At 71.2% G+C, this 19,054-nt stretch carries 17 protein-coding genes and 2 pseudogenes; 12 read left to right on the top strand and 7 right to left on the bottom strand.

Translation table 11 applies throughout. From position 1 onward, the window contains the following. Positions 1-71: 71 nt before the first annotated feature. The 5 genes from aroH to der all read left to right on the top strand — a co-directional run bounded on the left by aroH (position 72) and on the right by der (position 4,662). Positions 72-434 carry a chorismate mutase gene (gene aroH, locus ACLLJJ_RS06410; RefSeq protein ID WP_434588291.1) on the top strand — a complete coding sequence of 121 codons (363 nt, stop codon included), beginning with the start codon at positions 72-74 and terminating at the stop codon, positions 432-434. After that, a complete protein-coding gene (locus ACLLJJ_RS06405) occupies positions 431-1,516 on the top strand; it encodes a prephenate dehydrogenase (protein ID WP_434588289.1) in 1,086 nt (361 codons plus the stop codon). The genes aroH and ACLLJJ_RS06405 overlap by 4 nt, the downstream gene beginning before the upstream one ends. Before the next feature lie 282 nt (positions 1,517-1,798). Next, on the top strand, positions 1,799-2,503 hold the full coding sequence (gene cmk / locus ACLLJJ_RS06400) for a (d)CMP kinase (protein ID WP_434588288.1): 705 nt from the start codon (positions 1,799-1,801) through the stop codon (positions 2,501-2,503). After that, complete coding sequence (locus ACLLJJ_RS06395) at positions 2,461-3,159, top strand: lysophospholipid acyltransferase family protein (protein WP_434588287.1); 699 nt, start codon at positions 2,461-2,463, stop codon at positions 3,157-3,159. Before cmk ends, ACLLJJ_RS06395 begins: the two co-directional genes overlap by 43 nt. A gap of 48 nt (positions 3,160-3,207) precedes the next feature. Then, positions 3,208-4,662, top strand: coding sequence for a ribosome biogenesis GTPase Der (gene der, locus ACLLJJ_RS06390; protein ID WP_434588286.1), 1,455 nt, complete (start codon positions 3,208-3,210; stop codon positions 4,660-4,662). Positions 4,663-4,725: 63 nt separating this feature from the next. On the opposite strand, the gene ACLLJJ_RS06385 is transcribed toward der, so the two are convergent. The 4 genes and pseudogenes from ACLLJJ_RS06385 to ACLLJJ_RS06370 all read right to left on the bottom strand — a co-directional run. After that, positions 4,726-5,049: a hypothetical protein gene (locus tag ACLLJJ_RS06385; protein ID WP_434588285.1), complete on the bottom strand. Its 324-nt coding sequence runs from the start codon at positions 5,047-5,049 to the stop codon at positions 4,726-4,728. Between the two features lie 154 nt (positions 5,050-5,203). Beyond that, positions 5,204-5,995 carry a hypothetical protein gene (locus tag ACLLJJ_RS06380; protein ID WP_434588284.1) on the bottom strand — a complete coding sequence of 264 codons (792 nt, stop codon included), beginning with the start codon at positions 5,993-5,995 and terminating at the stop codon, positions 5,204-5,206. A 215-nt stretch (positions 5,996-6,210) separates the two neighbouring features. Beyond that, on the bottom strand, positions 6,211-6,885 hold the full coding sequence (locus ACLLJJ_RS06375; protein ID WP_434588283.1) for an ATP-binding cassette domain-containing protein: 675 nt from the start codon (positions 6,883-6,885) through the stop codon (positions 6,211-6,213). After that, a pseudogene (locus ACLLJJ_RS06370) lies at positions 6,882-8,015 on the bottom strand (ATP-binding cassette domain-containing protein); the annotation flags it as partial. The gene ACLLJJ_RS06375 and the pseudogene ACLLJJ_RS06370, both read right to left, overlap by 4 nt. Between ACLLJJ_RS06370 and ACLLJJ_RS06365 the strand changes: the two are divergent. The 4 genes and pseudogenes from ACLLJJ_RS06365 to ACLLJJ_RS06350 form a co-directional block, all read left to right on the top strand. Beyond that, positions 8,015-8,239: pseudogene (locus tag ACLLJJ_RS06365) on the top strand (ABC transporter substrate-binding protein); the annotation flags it as partial. The pseudogenes ACLLJJ_RS06370 and ACLLJJ_RS06365 overlap by 1 nt on opposite strands. 169 nt (positions 8,240-8,408) lie before the next feature. Beyond that, the gene (locus ACLLJJ_RS06360; RefSeq protein ID WP_434588282.1) at positions 8,409-9,662 is read left to right on the top strand and encodes a glycosyltransferase family 4 protein; all 1,254 of its coding nucleotides are present in this window, start codon (positions 8,409-8,411) and stop codon (positions 9,660-9,662) included. Further along, positions 9,659-10,504 (top strand): transferase, encoded by an 846-nt coding sequence (locus tag ACLLJJ_RS06355; RefSeq protein ID WP_434588281.1) that lies wholly within the window; start codon positions 9,659-9,661, stop codon positions 10,502-10,504. Before ACLLJJ_RS06360 ends, ACLLJJ_RS06355 begins: the two co-directional genes overlap by 4 nt. Before the next feature lie 63 nt (positions 10,505-10,567). Beyond that, positions 10,568-11,542 carry a helix-turn-helix transcriptional regulator gene (locus ACLLJJ_RS06350; RefSeq protein ID WP_434588280.1) on the top strand — a complete coding sequence of 325 codons (975 nt, stop codon included), beginning with the start codon at positions 10,568-10,570 and terminating at the stop codon, positions 11,540-11,542. On the opposite strand, the gene ctaD is transcribed toward ACLLJJ_RS06350, so the two are convergent. Further along, positions 11,475-13,199: an aa3-type cytochrome oxidase subunit I gene (gene ctaD / locus ACLLJJ_RS06345; RefSeq protein WP_434588279.1), complete on the bottom strand. Its 1,725-nt coding sequence runs from the start codon at positions 13,197-13,199 to the stop codon at positions 11,475-11,477. The genes ACLLJJ_RS06350 and ctaD overlap by 68 nt on opposite strands. A gap of 467 nt (positions 13,200-13,666) precedes the next feature. Between ctaD and ACLLJJ_RS06340 the strand changes: the two genes are divergently transcribed. Further along, positions 13,667-13,882 carry an I78 family peptidase inhibitor gene (locus ACLLJJ_RS06340; RefSeq protein ID WP_434588278.1) on the top strand — a complete coding sequence of 72 codons (216 nt, stop codon included), beginning with the start codon at positions 13,667-13,669 and terminating at the stop codon, positions 13,880-13,882. A gap of 36 nt (positions 13,883-13,918) precedes the next feature. Here the strand turns inward: ACLLJJ_RS06340 and ACLLJJ_RS06335 are convergent, their stop codons facing one another. Continuing rightward, positions 13,919-14,935: a phosphatase PAP2 family protein gene (locus ACLLJJ_RS06335; RefSeq protein ID WP_434588276.1), complete on the bottom strand. Its 1,017-nt coding sequence runs from the start codon at positions 14,933-14,935 to the stop codon at positions 13,919-13,921. Positions 14,936-15,380: 445 nt separating this feature from the next. Between ACLLJJ_RS06335 and ACLLJJ_RS06330 the strand changes: the two genes are divergently transcribed. Both ACLLJJ_RS06330 and ACLLJJ_RS06325 read left to right on the top strand, forming a co-directional pair. Next, positions 15,381-17,048 carry an MFS transporter gene (locus ACLLJJ_RS06330; RefSeq protein WP_434588275.1) on the top strand — a complete coding sequence of 556 codons (1,668 nt, stop codon included), beginning with the start codon at positions 15,381-15,383 and terminating at the stop codon, positions 17,046-17,048. 74 nt (positions 17,049-17,122) lie between these two features. Beyond that, the gene (locus ACLLJJ_RS06325; RefSeq protein ID WP_434588274.1) at positions 17,123-18,349 is read left to right on the top strand and encodes an acyl-CoA dehydrogenase family protein; all 1,227 of its coding nucleotides are present in this window, start codon (positions 17,123-17,125) and stop codon (positions 18,347-18,349) included. A 59-nt stretch (positions 18,350-18,408) separates the two neighbouring features. Here ACLLJJ_RS06325 and ACLLJJ_RS06320 read toward each other — a convergent pair whose 3' ends face one another. Continuing rightward, positions 18,409-18,846 (bottom strand): cell division protein SepF, encoded by a 438-nt coding sequence (locus tag ACLLJJ_RS06320; protein WP_434588273.1) that lies wholly within the window; start codon positions 18,844-18,846, stop codon positions 18,409-18,411. Positions 18,847-19,054: the final 208 nt, after the last annotated feature.

Raw genomic sequence — 19,054 nt, 5'->3', positions numbered from 1 at the left:
AGCCCGGTCGCTCCCGCCGAACTAGGCTGAACGAAGCAGGCGCAGTCGAGGTACGGAGCGAGGAGCACGACGTGGCAGTACGAGCAGTCCGTGGGGCCGTCCAGTTGGAGCGGGACGAGGCCGGTCACATGGACGATCAGGTCAGCGAGCTGCTCACCGCCATCCTGGAGCGCAACGGGCTCACCGCCGACGACCTGATCAGTATCTGGTTCACCGCCACACCGGACCTGCACAGCGACTTCCCGGCCGCGGCGGCCCGCAAGCTCGGCATCGTCGACGTCCCGCTGATCTGCGCCCAGGAACTGGACATCGTGGGCGCGCTGCCGCGCGTCGTGCGGATCCTCGCGCACATCGAGTCGGACCTGCCCAAGACCGGGATCTCGCACATCTACCTCGGCGCGGCCGCCGCCCTCCGCAAGGACATCGCCCAGTGAGAACCGCCCTCGTCATCGGAACCGGCCTGATCGGCACCTCGGCCGCCCTCGCCCTCGCCGGACGCGGGGTCAAGGTGCATCTCGTCGACCACGATCCCGCCGAGGCCCGCACCGCCGCCTCGCTCGGCGCGGGCACCGTGGAGGCGCCCGAGGCGCGCGTCGACCTCGTGATCGTCGCCGTACCCCCGGCGCACGTGGCCACGACGCTGGCCGACGCGATGCGGCGCGGGGCGGGGCGCGCGTACATGGACGTCGCCAGCGTCAAGGGCGGTCCGCGCCGGGAGCTGGCGGCGCTGGGCTGCGACCTCGCGCCGTACATCGGTACGCACCCCATGGCCGGCAAGGAGAGTTCGGGCCCGCTGTCTGGCACCGCCGACCTGTTCGAGGGCCGCCCCTGGGTCCTCACCCCGACCCGTGACACCGACACCGAGGTCCTGAACCTCGCGCTGGAACTGGTCGCCCTGTGCCGGGCCGTGCCCGTGGTCATGGACGCCGACGCGCACGACCGCGCCGTCGCCCTCGTCTCGCACACCCCCCAGCTGATCTCCTCCATGGTCGCGGCGCGGCTGGAGGACGCGGACGAGACGGCCGTACGGCTGTGCGGGCAGGGCATCCGGGACGTCACCCGCATCGCGGCGTCCGACCCGCGGATGTGGATCGAGATCCTCTCCGCGAATCCGGGCCCGGTCGCGGACGTGCTCGCCGGGGTCGCACTGGACCTCGACGAGACGGTCCGGGCGCTGCGCTCCCTGCAGTCCGCCGACGAGGACAAGCGGCAGAGCGGCGCGCAGGGCATCGAGGACGTCCTGCGGCGCGGCAACGCGGGCCGGGTGCGGGTGCCGGGCAAGCACGGCGCCGCCCCGACGACGTACGAGATCGTGGCCGTCCTCATCAGCGACCAGCCGGGCGAGCTGGCTCGGATCTTCGCGGGCGCGGGCAGGGCGGGCGTCAACATCGAGGACGTACGCATCGAGCACGCGACCGGGCAGCAGGCGGGCCTGGTCCAGCTGATGGTGGAGCCACAGGCGGCGCCTTCGCTCGGCGCGTTCCTGCGCGAGCGCGGCTGGTCCACGCGGCAGTGATCGCCGGCGCCGACGCACGGAGTCCGGCGCAGCCGTGCGAAGCCGGTGCGGCCCCCTCGGGCCGTCCGATGCGAGCGCGGGGTGCGCGCCGGCCCACCCGGAAGTGACCGCCGGCGCCGCCCACCACGGCGTCCTGGGGCCGGTCCGGCGGGCCGCGACCGGGCCCTCGCGGGGGCCGGACAGCGGTCTGTACGGGGTGGCCCGGCGCAGCCAGTAACCTTGTGCGGGGCAATCATTCGTCCCCGCCACCCCAGCCCGTGTACCAGGAAGGTGTCCGACACCGTGGAAACCGCCGCCCGGACCGCCCCGGCAGCAGTGATTGTCGCCATCGACGGCCCCTCCGGCACGGGCAAGTCGAGCACCTCCAAGGCTGTCGCGGTCGAGCTCGGCCTCAGCTACCTGGACACCGGTGCCCAGTACCGGGCCATCACCTGGTGGATGCTGAACAACGGCGTCGACGTCACCGACGCCGACGCCGTGGCGAACGCCTCGACCAAGCCCGTGATCGTCTCCGGCACCGACCCGGCCGCCCCGACGATCACCGTGGACGGCGTGGACGCCTCCGGGCCGATCCGCACCCAGGAGGTCACCTCCAGGGTGAGCGCGGTCAGCGCGGTGCCCGAGGTGCGGACGATCATCACCGACCTGCAGCGTTCCATCGCGAAGGGTGCCGAGGCCGGCATCGTCGTGGAGGGACGCGACATCGGTACGACGGTGCTGCCGGACGCCGACCTCAAGATCTTCCTGACCGCCTCGCCCGAGGCCCGCGCCGCCCGCCGCAGTGGCGAGCTCAAGGGCAAGGACTCGACCGACCTGGCAGCCACCAGGGAAGCACTGGTCAAGCGGGACGCGGCCGACTCCAGCCGCAAGACCTCGCCGCTCGCGAAGGCGGACGACGCGGTCGAGGTGGACACCACCGAGCTGACGCTCCAGCAGGTCATCGAGTGCGTCGTCATCCTCATCGAGGAGAAGCAGGCCGCGAAGTGACCGCACCCACGCCGCGCGGTGCGGCGGTCGGCCGGGGCATCGGCATCGTGCTGATGTACGGGCTGTGGAAGCCGCGGGTTCTCGGGGCGTGGCGGGTGCCCGTGACCGGTCCGGTGATCCTGGCGGTGAATCACTCGCACATGATCGACGGACCGATGCTGATGGGTACGGCCCCCAGGCCGGTGCACTTCCTGATCAAGGAAGAGGCGTTCGTCGGCCCCCTCGACCCGTTCCTGCGGGGAATCGGGCAGCTGAAGGTGGACCGTACGACCGTGGACCGCAAGGCCGTCACGGACGCGATCGGTGTCCTTCAGGGCGGCGGCGTCCTCGGGATCTTCCCCGAGGGCACCAGGGGCGAGGGCGACTTCGCCTCCCTGCGCGCCGGGCTCGCGTACTTCGCGGTGCGCGGCGGTGCCCCCATCGTCCCCGTGGCGGTACTGGGAAGCACGGATCGCCGCGGACGGTTGATACGGGGGCTGCCGCCGCTGCGCAGCCGAGTCGATGTCGTCTTCGGCGATGCCTTCGAGGCCGGCGACGGCAGCGGACGGCGTACCCGCAAGGCGTTGGACGACGCCACAGTGCGCATCCAGGAGCGGCTGAGCGCCCACTTGGAAACTGCCAAGCGCTTCACCGGGCGCTGGGCGAAACTTGAGTAGTGGACCACGCGATCGTGGGCCATCGATGATGAACGAGGAACGGACTTCATGAACGACCAGAATCACTCCGGCGACGAGCATGGATCGCTTGGCGACGCCGAGTACGCGGAGTTCATGGAGCTCGCCGCGACCGAGGGCTTCGACCCCGAGGAAGTGGAGGGAGCGCTCGCCGGACACGGCCCGCTGCCCACCCTCGCCGTCGTCGGCCGCCCCAACGTCGGCAAGTCGACCTTGGTGAACCGCATCATCGGCCGCCGCGAGGCCGTCGTCCAGGACAAGCCCGGCGTCACCCGCGACCGTGTCACCTACGAGGCCGAATGGGCCGGCCGCCGCTTCAAGGTCGTCGACACCGGCGGCTGGGAGCAGGACGTACTGGGGCTCGACGCCTCCGTCGCCGCCCAGGCCGAGTACGCCATCGAGACCTGCGACGCGGTCGTCTTCGTGGTGGACGCCACGGTCGGCGCGACCGACACCGACGAGGCCGTCGTCAGGCTGCTGCGCAAGGCGGGCAAGCCCGTCGTGCTGTGCGCCAACAAGGTCGACGGCCAGAGCGGCGAGGCCGACGCGACCGCGCTGTGGTCGCTCGGGCTCGGCATGCCGCACCCCGTCTCCTCGCTGCACGGCCGCGGCACCGGCGACATGCTGGACGCCGTTCTCGAGGCGCTGCCCGAGGCGCCGGCCCAGACCTTCGGTCTGACCGTCGGCGGCCCCCGCCGTATCGCGCTCATCGGCCGCCCGAACGTCGGCAAGTCCTCGCTCCTGAACCGGGTGGCGAAGGAGGACCGTGTTGTCGTCAACGAGCAGGCCGGCACCACCCGCGACCCGGTCGACGAGCTGATCGAGCTCGGTGGCGTCACCTGGAAGTTCATCGACACGGCCGGCATTCGCCGCCGCGTCCACCTCCAGGAAGGCGCGGACTACTACGCCTCGCTGCGTACCGCCGCCGCCGTCTCGAAGGCCGAGGTCGCGGTCATCCTGATCGACGCGAGCGAGTCCATCACCGTCCAGGACCAGCGGATTCTCACGATGGCCGTCGACGCGGGCCGCGCGATCGTCATCGCGTACAACAAGTGGGACACGCTCGACGAGGACCGGCGCTACTACCTCGAGCGCGACATCGAGACCGAGCTGGCCCAGGTCGCCTGGGCGCCGCGGGTGAACGTCTCGGCGCTCACCGGCCGGCACATGGAGAAGCTGGTTCCGGCGATCGAGACCGCGCTGGAGGGCTGGGAGACCCGGATCCCGACGGGCAGGCTCAACGCCTTCCTCGGCGAGATCGTTGCCTCCCACCCGCACCCGGTGCGTGGCGGCAAGCAGCCCCGCATCCTCTTCGGTACGCAGGCGGGCGCCGCGCCGCCGCGGTTCGTGCTCTTCGCCTCGGGCTTCCTGGAGGCGGGCTACCGACGCTTCGTCGAGCGCCGGCTGCGTGAGGAGTTCGGCTTCGAGGGCACCCCGATCCACATCTCGGTGCGGGTGCGCGAGAAGCGCGGCCGCAACAAGTAGGCAGTGACGGGGGCGCCCGGTGGGGGCGCCCCGAGTCCTGCGGGCCCGGACGGGCCCCGGGGCTCAGAACCCTCTGCGGGGGGCGGGCGGCAGCGCCGCCGGAACGTGGTTTCCGGTGTGCTGCCGCCCATTGCTGTTGCTGTGCCAGGAACTGGTGTAGCCGCTGTTCATCCCCTGGCCGGAGTGGTTCCCGTAGCCGCTGTGCTGGCCGGAGCCGGTCCCCGGGCCCTGGTGCGTCCTCGGGCCGAAGGCGGTGAACCCCAGATCCTCCTCGCCGTGGCGATCTCCGGGCAGAGCCCGGAAGGACCTGAGGTACTCCGAGTACAGGGCGTCGTAGATCGGGGTGTGCGACTGCTCGGCCTGCGGGGCCTGATGGGGAGGGCGCATCGCGGGGATCGGGTTCGGGTACGGCTGATGGCGGGAGGGGTCGTATGAGTGCACATATGTGGCAACGACCCCACCGCCTCTCGGATGCGGGCCGAGCGGCGAATTCGCTGTTCGGCGGGGGTGCGTGGAAGCACGGCCAAGCCGTGCGGCCCCGTCAGGTGCCGGCCAGCGGCATCGCGCCGCCGACCAGCAGACCCCCGGCCGCGGCCTTCTCCAGCATGTCGCGCAGCAGGTCCTCGCGGGGCTGCTGACCGATGGATCCGACGGGCGCCGCGAAGACCAGCACGGTGTGCGACCTGTTGGCGGCGGCGCGCCAGCCGTCGGTCACCTGGAGCGGCTGGTGGGCCTGCCACCAGGAGACGGCGGGGCCGCCGCCGACGCCGGGCTGGAGCACGGCGTGCAGCTGACCTGCGGCGAGCAGCACGGACCAGCCGGGCAGCACGGCGGGCGGCTGGTCCAGGTTGGCGAGCTGCTGGAAGCCCTGGTCGGTGAGGAGCGGCAGGAACTCGTCGGTGTCGCCGAGGGAGCCCGGGCGGGCGATGGGCCCGGTCGGCTCGACGACCAGCGCCGGGTGGAGCTGGTGGTTGATCAGTACGAGACCGCTGGTGATGCCGAGCACGGCCTGGTCCGACGCGAGGTCGGTGGGGCCGCCACCGGGGCTCTCGGGGCCACCGCCGGTGATGCTGCGAACGGCGCCCTGCAGGTGCTCCTCGGCGACCTGGACCACCTGCGAGGGGATGCAGGTGGCGTGGGCGAAGGCGAGGACCGCGGTCTCGTCGCCGACGAACAGCACCGTGCTGGTGCGTTCTTGATCTGAGTCGCCCGGGGTACGGCATGAGGTGCAGTCGTAGCTGCCCGGGGCGTTGCCGCCGGAGAGCAGCCGCTCGGCCTCTTCATTGCCGATCTCGGCGCGTACGTCGTCGCTGACGTCGAGCATGCGCGACACGGGTGGCTCCTCGAACTCGGTGCGGATGCCGGGAGGTTCCCGGCTCGTCAACTGAACAACGGGTGATCTGCGGCCGGGGTCACGCACGGAAGCGAACGGAATCGAACCGTCGGGCGCGGAGGGTGAACCAGCTGCCGGAAGCCCTCACTCCATGTCGACGGTCGGGTGCGGAACGGCCCGGCGGCTCGTCACCCGGGCCTACCGCGCGGTGCGGCTCACCACCCCGGCCCACCGCGCAGTTCGGACGCCTCTCCGCTGAATACGACGGACCCGCGTCGCAGCTCGTGCACGATCACCGGGGGCGCCGTCCGGGCCCGCAGGCCGGGCGGCATGCTCTGTTCCGCGGCCACGACGGCCGCGCCGAGAACGCCGAGCAGTTCGTACGTACGGGCGGCGCCGGTTGGCGTCATGCCCTGGGTCGGCTCGTCGACGAGGACCACGCGCGCGTGCGTGAGCAGGGCGCGCGAGACGGCGAGCATCCGCTGCTCGCCGCCGGACAGGGTGCCCGCGAGGCGGGGCAACAGGGCGCGGAGCGCCGGGTAGCCGGTCAGGGCCGGAGCGAAGTCGCCGTCCGGTGAGGCGAGTTCCAGGTTCTCGGCGACGGTGAGGGTGGCGTACACGGCGTGCCGGTCCGGTAGGAAGCACAGGCCGCGGCGGGCGCGGTCGTGGGGGCGCATGCGGGTGACGTCCGCACCGCGCCACACCACCCGGCCCGCGGCGAGCGGCACGGTCCCGGCGAGCGACCGCAGCGCGGTCGTACGGCCGGAGCCGCTGCGCCCCAGGAGCACGGTCGGCGCGCCGCCCGCCGGGACGGGCAGGTCCACTCCGTGCAGAGCCTCAAGAGGCCCGTAGCGCACGCGCGCGTGGCGCAGCTCGATCTCGATGCTCATGACCGGAGACTCCCCGCCGTCATCGTGTGCACGGTGTGGGCGATGCCGTCCAGCAGGTCGAGGTCGTGCTCGACGACGAGGACCGCCATGCCGTCCGCTGCCAGGGCGCCCATGACGCGGCCCAGCTGCTCGGTCTCCGCCGTGTCCAGGCCGGCGGCGGGCTCGTCGAGCAGGAGCGTGTGCGGCCGGCCCGCGAGCGCCCTCCCCAGCTCGACCCGCCGCAGGGCGCCGGTGGGCAGACCGGCGGCGGGGAGGCGGCGCACGGGACCGGCGAGGCCCAGGAGCCGCAGTGCGGGCTCGACGGCGCCCGGGTCGCGGGCGTGGCCCTGCTCGGCGCCGAGCCGCACGTTCTCCTCGACGCTGAGGGAGGGGAAGACGGCGAGCTGCTGGAATGTCCTGGCGATGCCGAGGCGCGTACGGGCGTGCGCGGGTCTGCGGGTGATGTCCATGCCGTCCAGCTCGACCCGCCCCGCGTCCGGGCGGAGCGTGCCGCACAGGCAGTGGAAGAGGGTGCTCTTGCCGGCCCCGTTGGGCCCGACGAGGCCGGTGACGCGCCCCGGCGTGACGGTGAGGTCGACTCCGTTGAGCGCGGTGAAGGCGCCGTAGGCGACCCGGATGCCTCGGGCCCGCAGGGGCGGCCGGGGTACGGATCCGCGGGTCCGGCCCTTTCTGACCGGGGCGCCGCGGGAGGAGGCACCGGCCGGGCGCACTCGCCGCCCCGCCCCCGCACCCTCCCCCGCACCCTCCCCCGGCGCGGGTGCGGGAGCCGCCGGGGGCACCAACCCCGGCCCCGCCTTCGGCGCGGCCGGGGGCCCCCTTCGTGTCGGCCCGGCCCCTGGTTCCCGCACGGCCGGGCGCGGCCACCGCAGCATCCGGTGGGGGGCGGTGGGCAGGCGGCCCACCAGCAGGGCCAGGACGCCGATCACCGCGGCCGCCGCCCCGCCGCGCGCCCCCGCGTCCAGGCCCACCAGCAGAGCGGCGCCCGCGCAGGCGCCGAGGAGGTTGTCGGCGCCCAGGACGACCACCGCGGCGAACCACAGCAAGGCGCGCACCGGGTCGTACGCCGCCGGATCGAAGGCGCGCAGCCCCATTCCGAGCATGCCACCGCCCAGCGCGGCCAGCGCCGCGCCCGCTCACGCGCGCGTGCGTCGAGGCGTATATGAACCGGGACGAGCCGTACACCGCGCGCGGCCTGCTGCTCCCGGTCAGTTACGAGCACCGGGCACAGCCGCCCGATTCGAGGCGTACCTGCCTGTCGGTGGCGCGCTGGAAGGACGGGGAGGGCTGGGTCACCCAGGGCGGCGACATGAACGAGAACTGTTTCACCGTTCCACAGCTTCCCTATCGGCCCTGATGAGTGAAGTAGGTGAAAGGTTGCTCGCGCGGGTTATCAATGCGACAACCGTTCAGGAACGATTCAGATAGCATCCAAAACGACGCGAAAGTGCCAAGTACAGTCCAATCCTGAAAGCTAGTAGACCTCTGGCCAAGGTCTGCGGACGATCAGGGGGACTCGTCAGCGTATGCACATCTCTTTTCTGCTCCACAACGCGTACGGCATCGGTGGCACGATCCGCACCACGTTCAACCTTGCGCAGGTGCTGGCCGAGCGGCACGACGTCGAGATCGTCTCCGTCTTCCGGCACCGCGACGACCCGGCGCTGGGCGCACCCGTCGGCGTACACCTCGATCACCTCGTGGACCTGCGGAAGAAGAGTCCCGGTTTCGACGGCGACGCCCCCCTCTTCGCCCTCCCCGCCAAGGTCTTCGCGCGCGGTGACGGCCGGCACAAGCAGTACAGCCGCCTCACCGACACCCGAATAGCGGCGCACCTGAAGTCGATGGCGGCGGATGTCGTCGTCGGCACCCGCCCCGGCCTCAACGTGCACATAGCCCGCCAGACCAGGCGCGGCCCGGTGCGCGTCGGCCAGGAGCATCTCACCCTCGACGGCCACGGCTACCGCCTGCGCCGCGAACTGAGTTACCGCTACGCCCTCCTCGACGCCGTCACCACCGTCACCGAGGCCGACGCCCGCGCCTACCGCACCCGCCTCGAACTGCCCGGCGTCCGCATCGAGGCCGTGCCCAACAGCGTGCCCGCCGCCACCGTCGCCCCCGCCGACGGCCGCGGCAAATGGATCATCGCCGCCGGCCGCCTCACCAAGGTCAAGCGCTACGACCTGCTGATCGAGGCCTTCGCGAAGGTGGCCGCCGCCCACCCCGACTGGCGGCTGCGCATCTACGGCAGCGGCGACGCGGGCGTCAATGAGCTGGGCCTCTACAACCACGTCTTCCTGATGGGGACCACCAACCCCATCGAGCCCGAATGGGTCAAGGGCTCGATAGCCGCCGTCACCTCCAGCACGGAGTCCTTCGGCATGACCATCGTCGAGGCGATGCGCTGCGGTGTCCCGGTCGTCTCCACCGACTGCCCGCACGGACCCCGCGAGATCATCACCGACCGGACCGACGGCAGGCTGGTGCCCACCGGCGACTCCGGCGCGATGGCCGATGCGCTCCTGGGCCTGATCGAGGACGATGAGCTGCGGCGCACCATGGGCGCGGCGGCGCTGGTGAGCTCGGCCCGCTTCGACCCGGCCCGCATCGCCGAACGCCACGAGGCGCTGTTCACCGAGCTCGTCGCCCGGGGCGTGAACGGCGGCTCACGCAGCCGGACGCGCGACGCGCTGTGCCTCGCCCGCGGAGCGGCGCTCGACGGCGCGTACTCCCTCCGCTACAAGGCCGCCTCCGTGCTCCGGAAAGGGCAGACCGTATGACCAGCACCTCGACCCGCACCTGGCCGCCGCGCGCCGACTGCATCGCGGACTCCGCGGGCGGCGTCACCTTCGACATGGCGGGTGAACCGTCGCCCGGCGCGGCGCTGGTGCTGCGCCGTCGTGGCGGCAAGGGCGCGGCGGCCGAGATGCGGCTGCCGCTCACCCCGTCGGGGGAGGGCAGGCTGCGGGCCGTGCTGCCCAGCACCGTCGAGCTGGCCGAGGGCCGCTGGGACGCCCTCACCACGCTGGGGGACGCCACCGCCGAGCAGCGCGTCGAGCCCGGCATCCGGGACCTGCGCTCCCTCGTGGACCGCGACCCCGAGGCCGATCGCGCCCAGGTCGCCGTGCGCATCCCGTACCCGACCGCCGACGGCAGGCTGGCGGTGCGCTGCTGGCTGCGGTCGCCGCACGCGGAGTCGGGGGCGCTCGCCTTCGGGCAGGGCGCGATGACCGCGGAGGGCAGGCTGTACGGGGTCGAGCTCGCCGCGGGCGCGGTCGTCGAGGCCAGGCTGCGGGCGAACAAGGACCTGGTGCACCGGGTGCCGGTGACGGGCACCGGCGGCGGCGCGTTCACCTTCACGCTGCCGTACGGGCCGCTGGCCGACGGGCGCGGGGACGAGCAGCGGCTGTGGGACCTATGGCTGTGCCCGACGGGCCCGCACGGCGCCGCCGGGGTGCGGATCGGGCGGATCCTGGACGACATCTGGGAGAAGAAGGGCGTCTTCCGGTACCCGGTGCTGCCCGTCGAGGACGCTGCCCGGCCCACCACCGCCTACCCGTACTTCACCGTCGACAACGACCTGAGCGTGCGTCTCGACACCGCCGGGCAGCCGACAACGTAGTCATCCCACCGGCGCCTCCTTCGCGGACCGTAGCTGTCCGCGAGCGCTGGCAGACTCGGGCGCATGTTGGAGACTTCGGCACGTCTGCTGCGCCTGCTCTCGTTGCTTCAGGCCCACCGCGAATGGTCGGGCCCGGCCCTGGCCCACCGCCTCGGCGTCACTCCGCGCACCGTGCGGCGTGACGTGGACCGGCTGCGCGAGCTCGGCTACCCGGTCAACGCCAGCCCCGGCACGGGCGGCGGCTACCAGCTCGGCGTCGGCGCCGAGCTGCCGCCGCTGCTGCTCGACGACGAGGAGGCGGTGGCCGTCGCGGTCGGCCTGCGCACGGCGGCCGGCAACGGCGTCGAGGGCATCGGCGAGACCTCCGTGCGGGCCCTGGCCAAGCTCGAACAGGTCCTGCCGCACCGGCTGAGACGGCGGGTCGGCGCGCTCAACGCCTTCACCGTGCCGATGCTGCGCGGCCCGCAGGCCTCGACCGTCGACGCCTCGGTGCTCACCGAGCTCGCCAACGCGTGCCGCGACTGCGAGCGGCTGCGCTTCGACTACCGCGACCACACGGGCGCCGGCACCCGCCGCACGGTCGAGCCGCACCGCCTGGTGTGCACCGAACGCCGCTGGTACCTCGTCGGCTGGGACCTGGACCGGTCCGACTGGCGTACGTTCCGGGCGGACCGGATCACCCCGACGCCCCCGCACGGCCCGCGCTTCGTTCCCCGCGATCCGCCGGCCGACGACCTCGCGGCATACGTCTCCGAGGGCGTGTCCAACGGGGCGTACGCCGCCACGGCCGTGGTGCGGCTCCGGGTGCCCATGGAGGAGGCCGCGCAGGTCGTCTCGCCCAGTGCGGGGGTACTGGAAGCGGTCGACGAGCACAGCTGTCTGCTGCGCGCGGGCGCGGCCAGCCTCGACGTGCTGATCATCCACATCATGCTCATGGGCTTCGACTTCGAGGTGGTCGAGCCCCCGGAGCTCACGGAACGGATCCGGTCGGCCCGTGATCTCCTCGCGCGCTCTCTGGATCGAGGCGCGCCGGAGTGACCTGGGTGGCCCGTTGGAAGGCCGCGTACTCGGGGTGGTGCAGGTCGAAGGCGGGCGACTCGGAGCGGATCCGGGGGAGCGTGACGAAGTTGTGGCGGGGCGGCGGGCAGGAGGTCGCCCACTCCAGCGAACGGCCGTAGCCCCACGGGTCGTCGACGTCGACCTTCTTCCCGTACTTCGCGGTCTTCCAGATGTTGTAGAGGAACGGCAGCGTGGACAGGCCGAGCAGGAACGCGCCGATGGAGGAGATGGTGTTGAGCAGCGTGAAGCCGTCCGCCGCCAGATAGTCCGCGTACCGCCGCGGCATGCCCTCGGCGCCCAGCCAGTGCTGCACCAGGAACGTGGTGTGGAAGCCCACGAACAGCGTCCAGAACTGCAGCTTTCCGAGCCGTTCGTCGAGCATCCTGCCGGTGAACTTGGGCCACCAGAAGTAGAAGCCCGCGAACGTCGCGAAGACGACCGTGCCGAAGACGACGTAGTGGAAGTGCGCCACCACGAAGTACGAGTCGGTGACGTGGAAGTCCAGCGGTGGGGAGGCCAGGATGACGCCGGTCAGGCCGCCGAAGAGGAAGCTCACCAGGAAGCCGACGGCCCACAGCATCGGTGTCTCGAAGGAGAGCGAGCCCCTGAGCATCGTCCCCGTCCAGTTGAAGAACTTCACCCCGGTCGGAATCGCGATGAGGAACGACATGAAGGAGAAGAAGGGCAGCAGCACCGCGCCCGTCGCGAACATGTGGTGGGCCCAGACCACGACCGAGAGACCGGTGATGGCCATGGTCGCGCCGACGAGCATCACGTAACCGAAGATCGGCTTGCGGGAGAAGACCGGGATGATCTCGGTGATGATGCCGAAGAACGGCAGCGCGATGATGTAGACCTCGGGATGGCCGAAGAACCAGAAGAGGTGCTGCCAGAGCAGCGCGCCGCCGAACTCGGCCTCGAAGACCATCGATCCGAAGCGCCGGTCCGCCTCCAGGACCAGCAGCGCCGCCGCCAGCACCGGGAAGGCGAGCAGGACCAGGATCGAGGTGAAGAGGACGTTCCAGGTGAAGACCGGCATCCGGAACATGGTCATGCCCGGCGCACGCATCCCGATGATGGTGGTCAGGAAGTTGACCGCGCCGAGGATCGTGCCGAAGCCGGAGAGCGCCAGCCCCATGATCCACAGATCGGCTCCGATGCCGGGAGAGCGCTCCAGGCCGTTGAGCGGGGCGTAGGCGAACCAGCCGAAGTTCGCGGGGCCGCTGGGCACGAGCAGTGAGCCCAGCACGATGAGTCCGCCGAAGAGGAACAGCCAGTACGAGAGCATGTTCAGCCGGGGGAACGCGACGTCGGGTGAGCCGATCTGGAGCGGCATGATCTCGTTGGCGAAGCCGGCGAAGGTCGGGGTCGCGAAGAGCAGCAGCATGATCGTGCCGTGCATCGTGAACGCCTGGTTGAACTCGTTGTTGTTCATCAGCTGCAGCCCGGGGCGGGCCAGCTCGGCGCGCATCATCAGGGCCATCAGCCCGGCGGCCAGGAAGAAGACGAATGAAGTGATCAGGTAGAGGTGCCCGATCTTCTTGTGATCGGTGGTCGTCAGCCAGTCCACGACCACCCGCCCCGGCCTGCGCACTCCGGCCGGCTCAGCAACCGCTTCGACGGTCTCCGTCCCCATGGTGTGCCCCCTCGCTGTGCGACTCTCCGACTGACGGCGGATCGTGCTTCAGGTACCAGGCAGGACACACATGATGCTCGCGTCCACCCCGGATCCAACAGGGTGCGTACTCGGCCGCATACGCGTGCGAGCGTGTCGCGACTCACTCTGGACGGTGCGGATTCTGTGCGGAAACCGTGAATTGGCTACGGCCCGTCAGATATCCCGGCGGTGCCTGTGGCCGGAAACCGGACGGCCGCGCGAGGGGAGACCGGGATGAATTGCGGCGAGGCGCTTTCGTGATCGTTCAACGGGCACGCAATTCATCTTGTCCGGATAAGGAACTGCCCTTTCGGGTGAAGGCGTTCATGCCAAACGCTTGTCGTGATCCTGTGACACAAGCGTGACCGGTGAGGTACCTGAGTGGGGGTGGTGCCCCGACGGGCCCGGACTTCCGTCCCTGCCCGAGGCCGCCTACGGTGAGCCGCATGGCACCTATACCGACCCCAGCGGCACAGCCCGACGACGCTCCCGGGGCCTACGTCGGCCTCGACGCCACCAGTGCGGAACGCCTGGCCCGCGAGCGGGGCTGGAGCACCGTCAGGGCGCTGCCGCCGGGCGCGATCATCACCATGGAGTACCTGACGGGCCGGCTCAACTTCGAGGTGGCCGAGGAGACCGTCACCCGCTGCTGGCAGGGCTGAGCGGCTCCCTCGGGCGGAAGTGGTCCGGTCGGTGGGTCAGCCGCCGGTCACGGGGCGGGCCGACGTGCTGCCCCGGGCCGTGCTGCCCGCGCGGTCCGCGTGCGGCGGGCGGCGGCTGCCCGCAGGGGTGACGGAGGGACGCTCGGAGCGGACCGTGTACGCCCGCTGGCTGAGATGCACGGACGCCCTGGCCCCCGATGGCCTGCCCGCGCCCACCGGTTCACGGACGGGCTTCTCGGCGCCCGAGGGGCGCCGCTGCGGGAAGAGCGAGGGCATCGCGGGTCCGCCTGCCGGTGCGGGCAGCGCGGCGGCGAGCCTGCGGCGGGCCCGCCAGACCTCGCGCACGTCGAAGATCCACGCCTCGGTGCGGCCGATCATCGGCTCGAACCAGGGCAGGGCCAGCAGGATCAGCAGGCCGGCGGCCCAGCCGAGCAGTACGTCGCTCAGCCAGTGGGTGCCCAGGTAGACCGTGGTCGCGCCGACTCCGAGGGCCACCACGGCGGACAGCACGGACAGCCAGCGCCGGGCCCGCGGGGTGGTGGCCAGGTAGGCCAGGATGCCCCAGGTCACCACCGCGTTGGCGGTGTGGCCGGAGGGAAATATATCGCCGCCGGCGAACATCTCGGCGGAGCCGATCTCGGTCGCGTAGTGCGGCCCGAGTCGGCCGAGGCCGAGCTTGACCGCGCCCACTGTCACATTCAGCAGCAGGATGGACGCGCCCAGGGTCAGCAGGGGCCGCAGCGTGTGCTGACGCCAGGAGCGCCAGCCGAGCCAGGCCGCGACCATCACGGCGGTCGGGCCGCGCTGCCCGAGGACCACGAAGTAGTCCAGGAAGGCGTGCAGCTCGGGCCACTGCTCGTACGGGCGGAACAGCATGACCTTCCAGTCGAGGGTCACCAGCCAGGACACGATCAGCACAGCCCAGACGATGGCGATGTAGAACGCCAACGTCGAACCGAAGAGGACCGTTCGGGTAACGCTCATCCCGGGGATCTCTGTCTTCGGCGGCTCCGGCTCCCGGTCCAGCCGGGCAAAGATTCGGTCGGTACGCACCCAATCGACGTTACAGCGAGTGAGTGACAAGCCCGGCCCATCCGGCTGTTTTGTGATGACGATGTGATGTGGGGTGTGTCTCATCGGCGGTGTTATTCCCGGCCAATCCCGAATACCGGATGACCTTGTGCCCTATTCATTCAGAGGCTGGTAAGCAAGGCTGATTGTGTGTCGATGAATTCGGTTCACCGGAACGCAACACGGAATTGGCCGCTCCCACATGAGGCCGGCCCGGATCCGACAAGATCATTTGGTCGCCCCCGGGGCGTGGCGCACGCCACACCCGGTCGTCCGCCGAGGTGAGAGTTGGGACACGCGGCGCGTGGGGGAACTCGCGTACTCTGACGGCTCACTCGCCCGTCGATGCCGGGCCCCCGCGGGACACTGCGCACCACCGTCCCCGCCGGTCCGCCGAGCGCGAGGGATTCCACTGGGAGGTACGTACATGTCAGGGACGACCACGGCCGGAACTCAACGGTCTGCGGGCGCCACCCGACATGCTCCGCGCCTGCCCGTCGCCGGCAACCGCTGGGTCGTCCTCGGCGTCCTGTGCGTCAGCCTGCTGCTCGTCGCCCTCGACGCGACCATCCTGCACATCGCGGTACCCGCCGTCACCGAGGACCTGCGACCCGGCGGCGTGGAGCTGCTGTGGATCGTCGACGCCTATCCGCTGGTCTGCGCCGCACTGCTGATCCTCTTCGGCACCCTCGGCGACCGCGTCGGAAGACGCCGCATCCTGCTGATCGGATACGGGCTCTTCGGCGTGGCCTCCGCCCTCGCCGCCTTCGCCGACACCCCGCACATCCTCATCGCGGCCCGCGCCCTGCTGGGCGTCGGTGGCGCGATGATCATGCCCGCGACGCTGTCGATCCTCCGCCAGGTCTTTCCCGACCGGCGCGAGCGTGCCGTCGCCATCGGCCTGTGGACGGCGGTCGCGGCCGCCGGCGCCGCCACCGGACCCGTGCTCGGCGGTTTCCTCGTCCAGCACTTCTGGTGGGGCTCGGTCTTCCTGATCAACATCCCGCTGATGGCGCTGCTCCTGCCGGTCGGCCGCTGGCTGCTGCCCGAGTCCCGAGGCGGCGGCCAGGGCCCCTGGGACGTGCTCGGCGCGCTGATGGCGGCGGCCGGTGTGCTCGGTGTGGTGCTCGGTGTGAAGCGGGCGGGCGGCGGCGCGGACATCCTCGACGGCCGGACCCTGGTGCCGCTGCTGGTGGGCTCCGCGCTGCTGGTCCTGTTCCTGCGGCGGCAGAAGCTCAGGAAGTACCCGCTGGTCGATGTGCGGATGTTCGCCAGGCCCGCCTTTTCCACTGCCGTGGGCTGCATCGTCCTCGCGATGCTCGCGCTGGTCGGCCTGGAGCTGGTCGCCGTCCAGTACATCCAGCTGGTGCTCGGCCTGAGCCCGGTGGAGACCGGGCTGCGGCTGCTGCCCCTCACCTTCGCCGCGATGGCGGCGGGCGCCACCGGCTCGTACACGCTGCAGCGCATCGGCCCGCGCGCGATGGTCTCGCTCGGCTTCACGCTCACCGCCGGCGCCGTTCTCGTCCTGACCCTGATGGGGCAGCACGACCGGCCCTGGCTGCTGACCATCGGGTTCATACTGCTCGGCTTCGGTCTCCAGACCACGTTGTTCGGCTCGTACGAGTCGATGCTCAGCGAGGCCCCGGCCGAGCAGGCGGGCGGCGCGGCGGCCATCGGTGAGACCTCCTACCAGCTCGGCGCGGGCATCGGCATCGCCCTGCTCGGCAGCGTCATGAACGCCGTCTACGCGCCGGGCCTCGCCGCGGTCCCGGGGGTCCCGGTCCGGGACAGTTCCGCCGCGGCCCACTCGCTCGGCGAGGCGTACCAGGTGGCCGCCCAGCTGGGCGGCCCCGCCGGTGCCGCGCTGCGCGCCGCCGCGCGCCATTCCTTTGTGCACGGCCTGCATGTGACGCTCTTCGTGAGCGCGGGTCTGCTGCTGCTCGGCGCGCTGGCCGCGCTCCGGCTGCCGCGTCTGATGGAGTGCGGTGCGCGGGAGCTTGAAACGGCCGACGTCGCGGACCAGGTTCTCCCGGCGCCGGTTCCGGCGTGCCGGGAGCATGCTGAGCGGGCCGGGTCTGGACGGGCCGTGGTGTGACCCGTAACGTCGGCGGAAAACCGTAACTAACACTGCTAGTTTTACGCAGTCCGTGAGCCGCCGGAGGGCCAGTCATGTCCGCAACTCCCCCCGCTTCCCCTGCGAAGGTCCCGCCGTTCGACCCGGGCGACCCGCTCGGCATCGACGATCTGCTCGCCCCCGAAGACCTCGCGATCCGCGCGACCGTGCGTGCCTGGGCGGCCGACCGCGTCCTGCCGCACATCGCCGACTGGTACGAGCGCGGCGAGCTCCCCGGCATCCGCGACCTCGCCCGTGAGCTGGGCTCCATCGGCGCGCTCGGCATGTCTCTCGACGGATACGGCTGCGCGGGCGCCAGCAACATCCAGTACGGCCTGGCCTGTCTGGAGCTGGAGGCCGCCGACTCCGGCATCCGCTCACTGGTGTCCGTACAGGGATCGCTTGCCATGTACGCGATCCACCGCTTCGGCTCCGAGGAGCAGAAGCAGCGCTGGCTGCCCGGCATGGCGGCGGGGGAGATCATCGGCTGCTTCGGCCTGACCGAGCCCGACCACGGCTCCGACCCGGCCGGTCTGCGTACGTACGCGAAGAGGGACGGCGCCGACTGGGTGCTGACCGGCCGCAAGATGTGGATCACCAACGGCTCGGTGGCGGGCGTCGCCGTCGTCTGGGCGCAGACAGACGAGGGCGGCGCGGGCGCGGGCAGCGGAATCCGGGGGTTCCTCGTCCCGACCGACACCCCGGGCTTCTCCGCCCCGGAGATCAAGCACAAGTGGTCGCTGCGCGCCTCGGTCACCAGCGAGCTGGTCCTCGACGAGGTGCGGCTGCCCGCCGACGCGGTGCTTCCCGGGGGCACCGGTCTCAAGGGGCCGCTCAGCTGCCTGAGCCACGCGCGGTACGGAATCGTGTGGGGCGCCATGGGCGCGGCCCGCGCCAGCTTCGAGTCGGCGCTCGACTACTCGAAGACCCGCGAGCAGTTCGGCAGGCCGATCGGCGGCTTCCAGCTCACCCAGGCCAAGCTCGCCGACATGGCGGTCGAGCTGCACAAGGGCATTCTGCTCGCCCACCACCTGGGGCGGCGGATGGACGCGGGGAGGCTCCGGCCCGAGCAGGTCAGCTTCGGCAAGCTCAACAATGTGCGGGAGGCGATCGAGATCTGCCGGACGAGCAGGACGATCCTGGGCGCCAACGGCATCTCACTGGAGTACCCGGTGATGCGGCACGCGACGAACCTCGAATCGGTGCTCACCTATGAGGGCACCGTCGAAATGCATCAGCTGGTGCTGGGCAAGGCGCTCACCGGCCTGGACGCCTTCCGGTAAAGACGCGCCCACGGTGATACGTGGACACCCGGCCGGAGTGCGGTCGGCGAGCGCCCCGCTCAGCTCTGGTTGAAGAAGCCGTCGGTGGAACGGCCGGCGGCCTCGCCGCTGACGACCATCGTGTTGGCGGGGCTCAGGAGGAAGACCCGGGTCGCCACGCGCTCGATCGAGCCGCGCAGGCCGAAGGTCAGTCCAGCGGCGAAGTCCACGACACGCTTGGCGTCGCCGGGCTCCATGGACGTGAGATTCACGATGACCGGAACGCCGTCCCGGAAGAGCTCGCCGATGCCACGCGCGTCCCGGAAGCTGTCCGGGGTGACCGTGGCGATCCTGCGACCGTGGTCCTCGGCCTTCTCGGAGGCCACCTGGACCCGCGGGTCCGTGACCCAGGGGTTGGCTGTCTCGCTCTTCTCGGCGTACTCGTCGTCGTAGTAGCGGTCGTCGTCGCTGTCCTCAACGAGTCCGAGCCAGGCACTGGCCTTGCGAACCGATCCCATGGGACGCCTCCTTTCACCGCGGTCAGTCTGTGTTCCGCTTTCCCTATGGTCGTCCATCATGCGGATTACGCGCCAAGTGAATAGTCGGCGCGCAGGGGATTCGTGACGGTACTGGTGCAGAACGTGTGTTGATTCGTCAAGGTTGTTGCCGTGTAAGGCTGCTGACAGAGTGAAAAATATGATGGTCGGGCCACACGGGTGACGAAGG

This window comes from Streptomyces sp. A5-4 (assembly GCF_051131715.1).
Taxonomy (GTDB): domain Bacteria; phylum Actinomycetota; class Actinomycetes; order Streptomycetales; family Streptomycetaceae; genus Streptomyces.
The sequence above is the reverse complement of the archived record's forward strand: the minus strand, read 5'-3'. Positions and strand labels throughout refer to the sequence as shown.

What these genes read in the sequence shown, in the direction of transcription:
- der (WP_434588286.1), top strand. Translation starts at nt 3,208, where the DNA reads ATGAACGACCAGAATCACTCCGGCGACGAGCATGGATCGCTTGGCGAC.
- ACLLJJ_RS06385 (WP_434588285.1), bottom strand. Translation starts at nt 5,049, where the DNA reads ATGCGCCCTCCCCATCAGGCCCCGCAGGCCGAGCAGTCGCACACCCCG.
- ACLLJJ_RS06375 (WP_434588283.1), bottom strand. Translation starts at nt 6,885, where the DNA reads ATGAGCATCGAGATCGAGCTGCGCCACGCGCGCGTGCGCTACGGGCCT.
- ACLLJJ_RS06360 (WP_434588282.1), top strand. Translation starts at nt 8,409, where the DNA reads ATGCACATCTCTTTTCTGCTCCACAACGCGTACGGCATCGGTGGCACG.
- ACLLJJ_RS06355 (WP_434588281.1), top strand. Translation starts at nt 9,659, where the DNA reads ATGACCAGCACCTCGACCCGCACCTGGCCGCCGCGCGCCGACTGCATC.
- ACLLJJ_RS06350 (WP_434588280.1), top strand. Translation starts at nt 10,568, where the DNA reads ATGTTGGAGACTTCGGCACGTCTGCTGCGCCTGCTCTCGTTGCTTCAG.
- ctaD (WP_434588279.1), bottom strand. Translation starts at nt 13,199, where the DNA reads ATGGGGACGGAGACCGTCGAAGCGGTTGCTGAGCCGGCCGGAGTGCGC.
- ACLLJJ_RS06340 (WP_434588278.1), top strand. Translation starts at nt 13,667, where the DNA reads ATGGCACCTATACCGACCCCAGCGGCACAGCCCGACGACGCTCCCGGG.
- ACLLJJ_RS06330 (WP_434588275.1), top strand. Translation starts at nt 15,381, where the DNA reads ATGTCAGGGACGACCACGGCCGGAACTCAACGGTCTGCGGGCGCCACC.
- ACLLJJ_RS06325 (WP_434588274.1), top strand. Translation starts at nt 17,123, where the DNA reads ATGTCCGCAACTCCCCCCGCTTCCCCTGCGAAGGTCCCGCCGTTCGAC.
- ACLLJJ_RS06320 (WP_434588273.1), bottom strand. Translation starts at nt 18,846, where the DNA reads ATGGGATCGGTTCGCAAGGCCAGTGCCTGGCTCGGACTCGTTGAGGAC.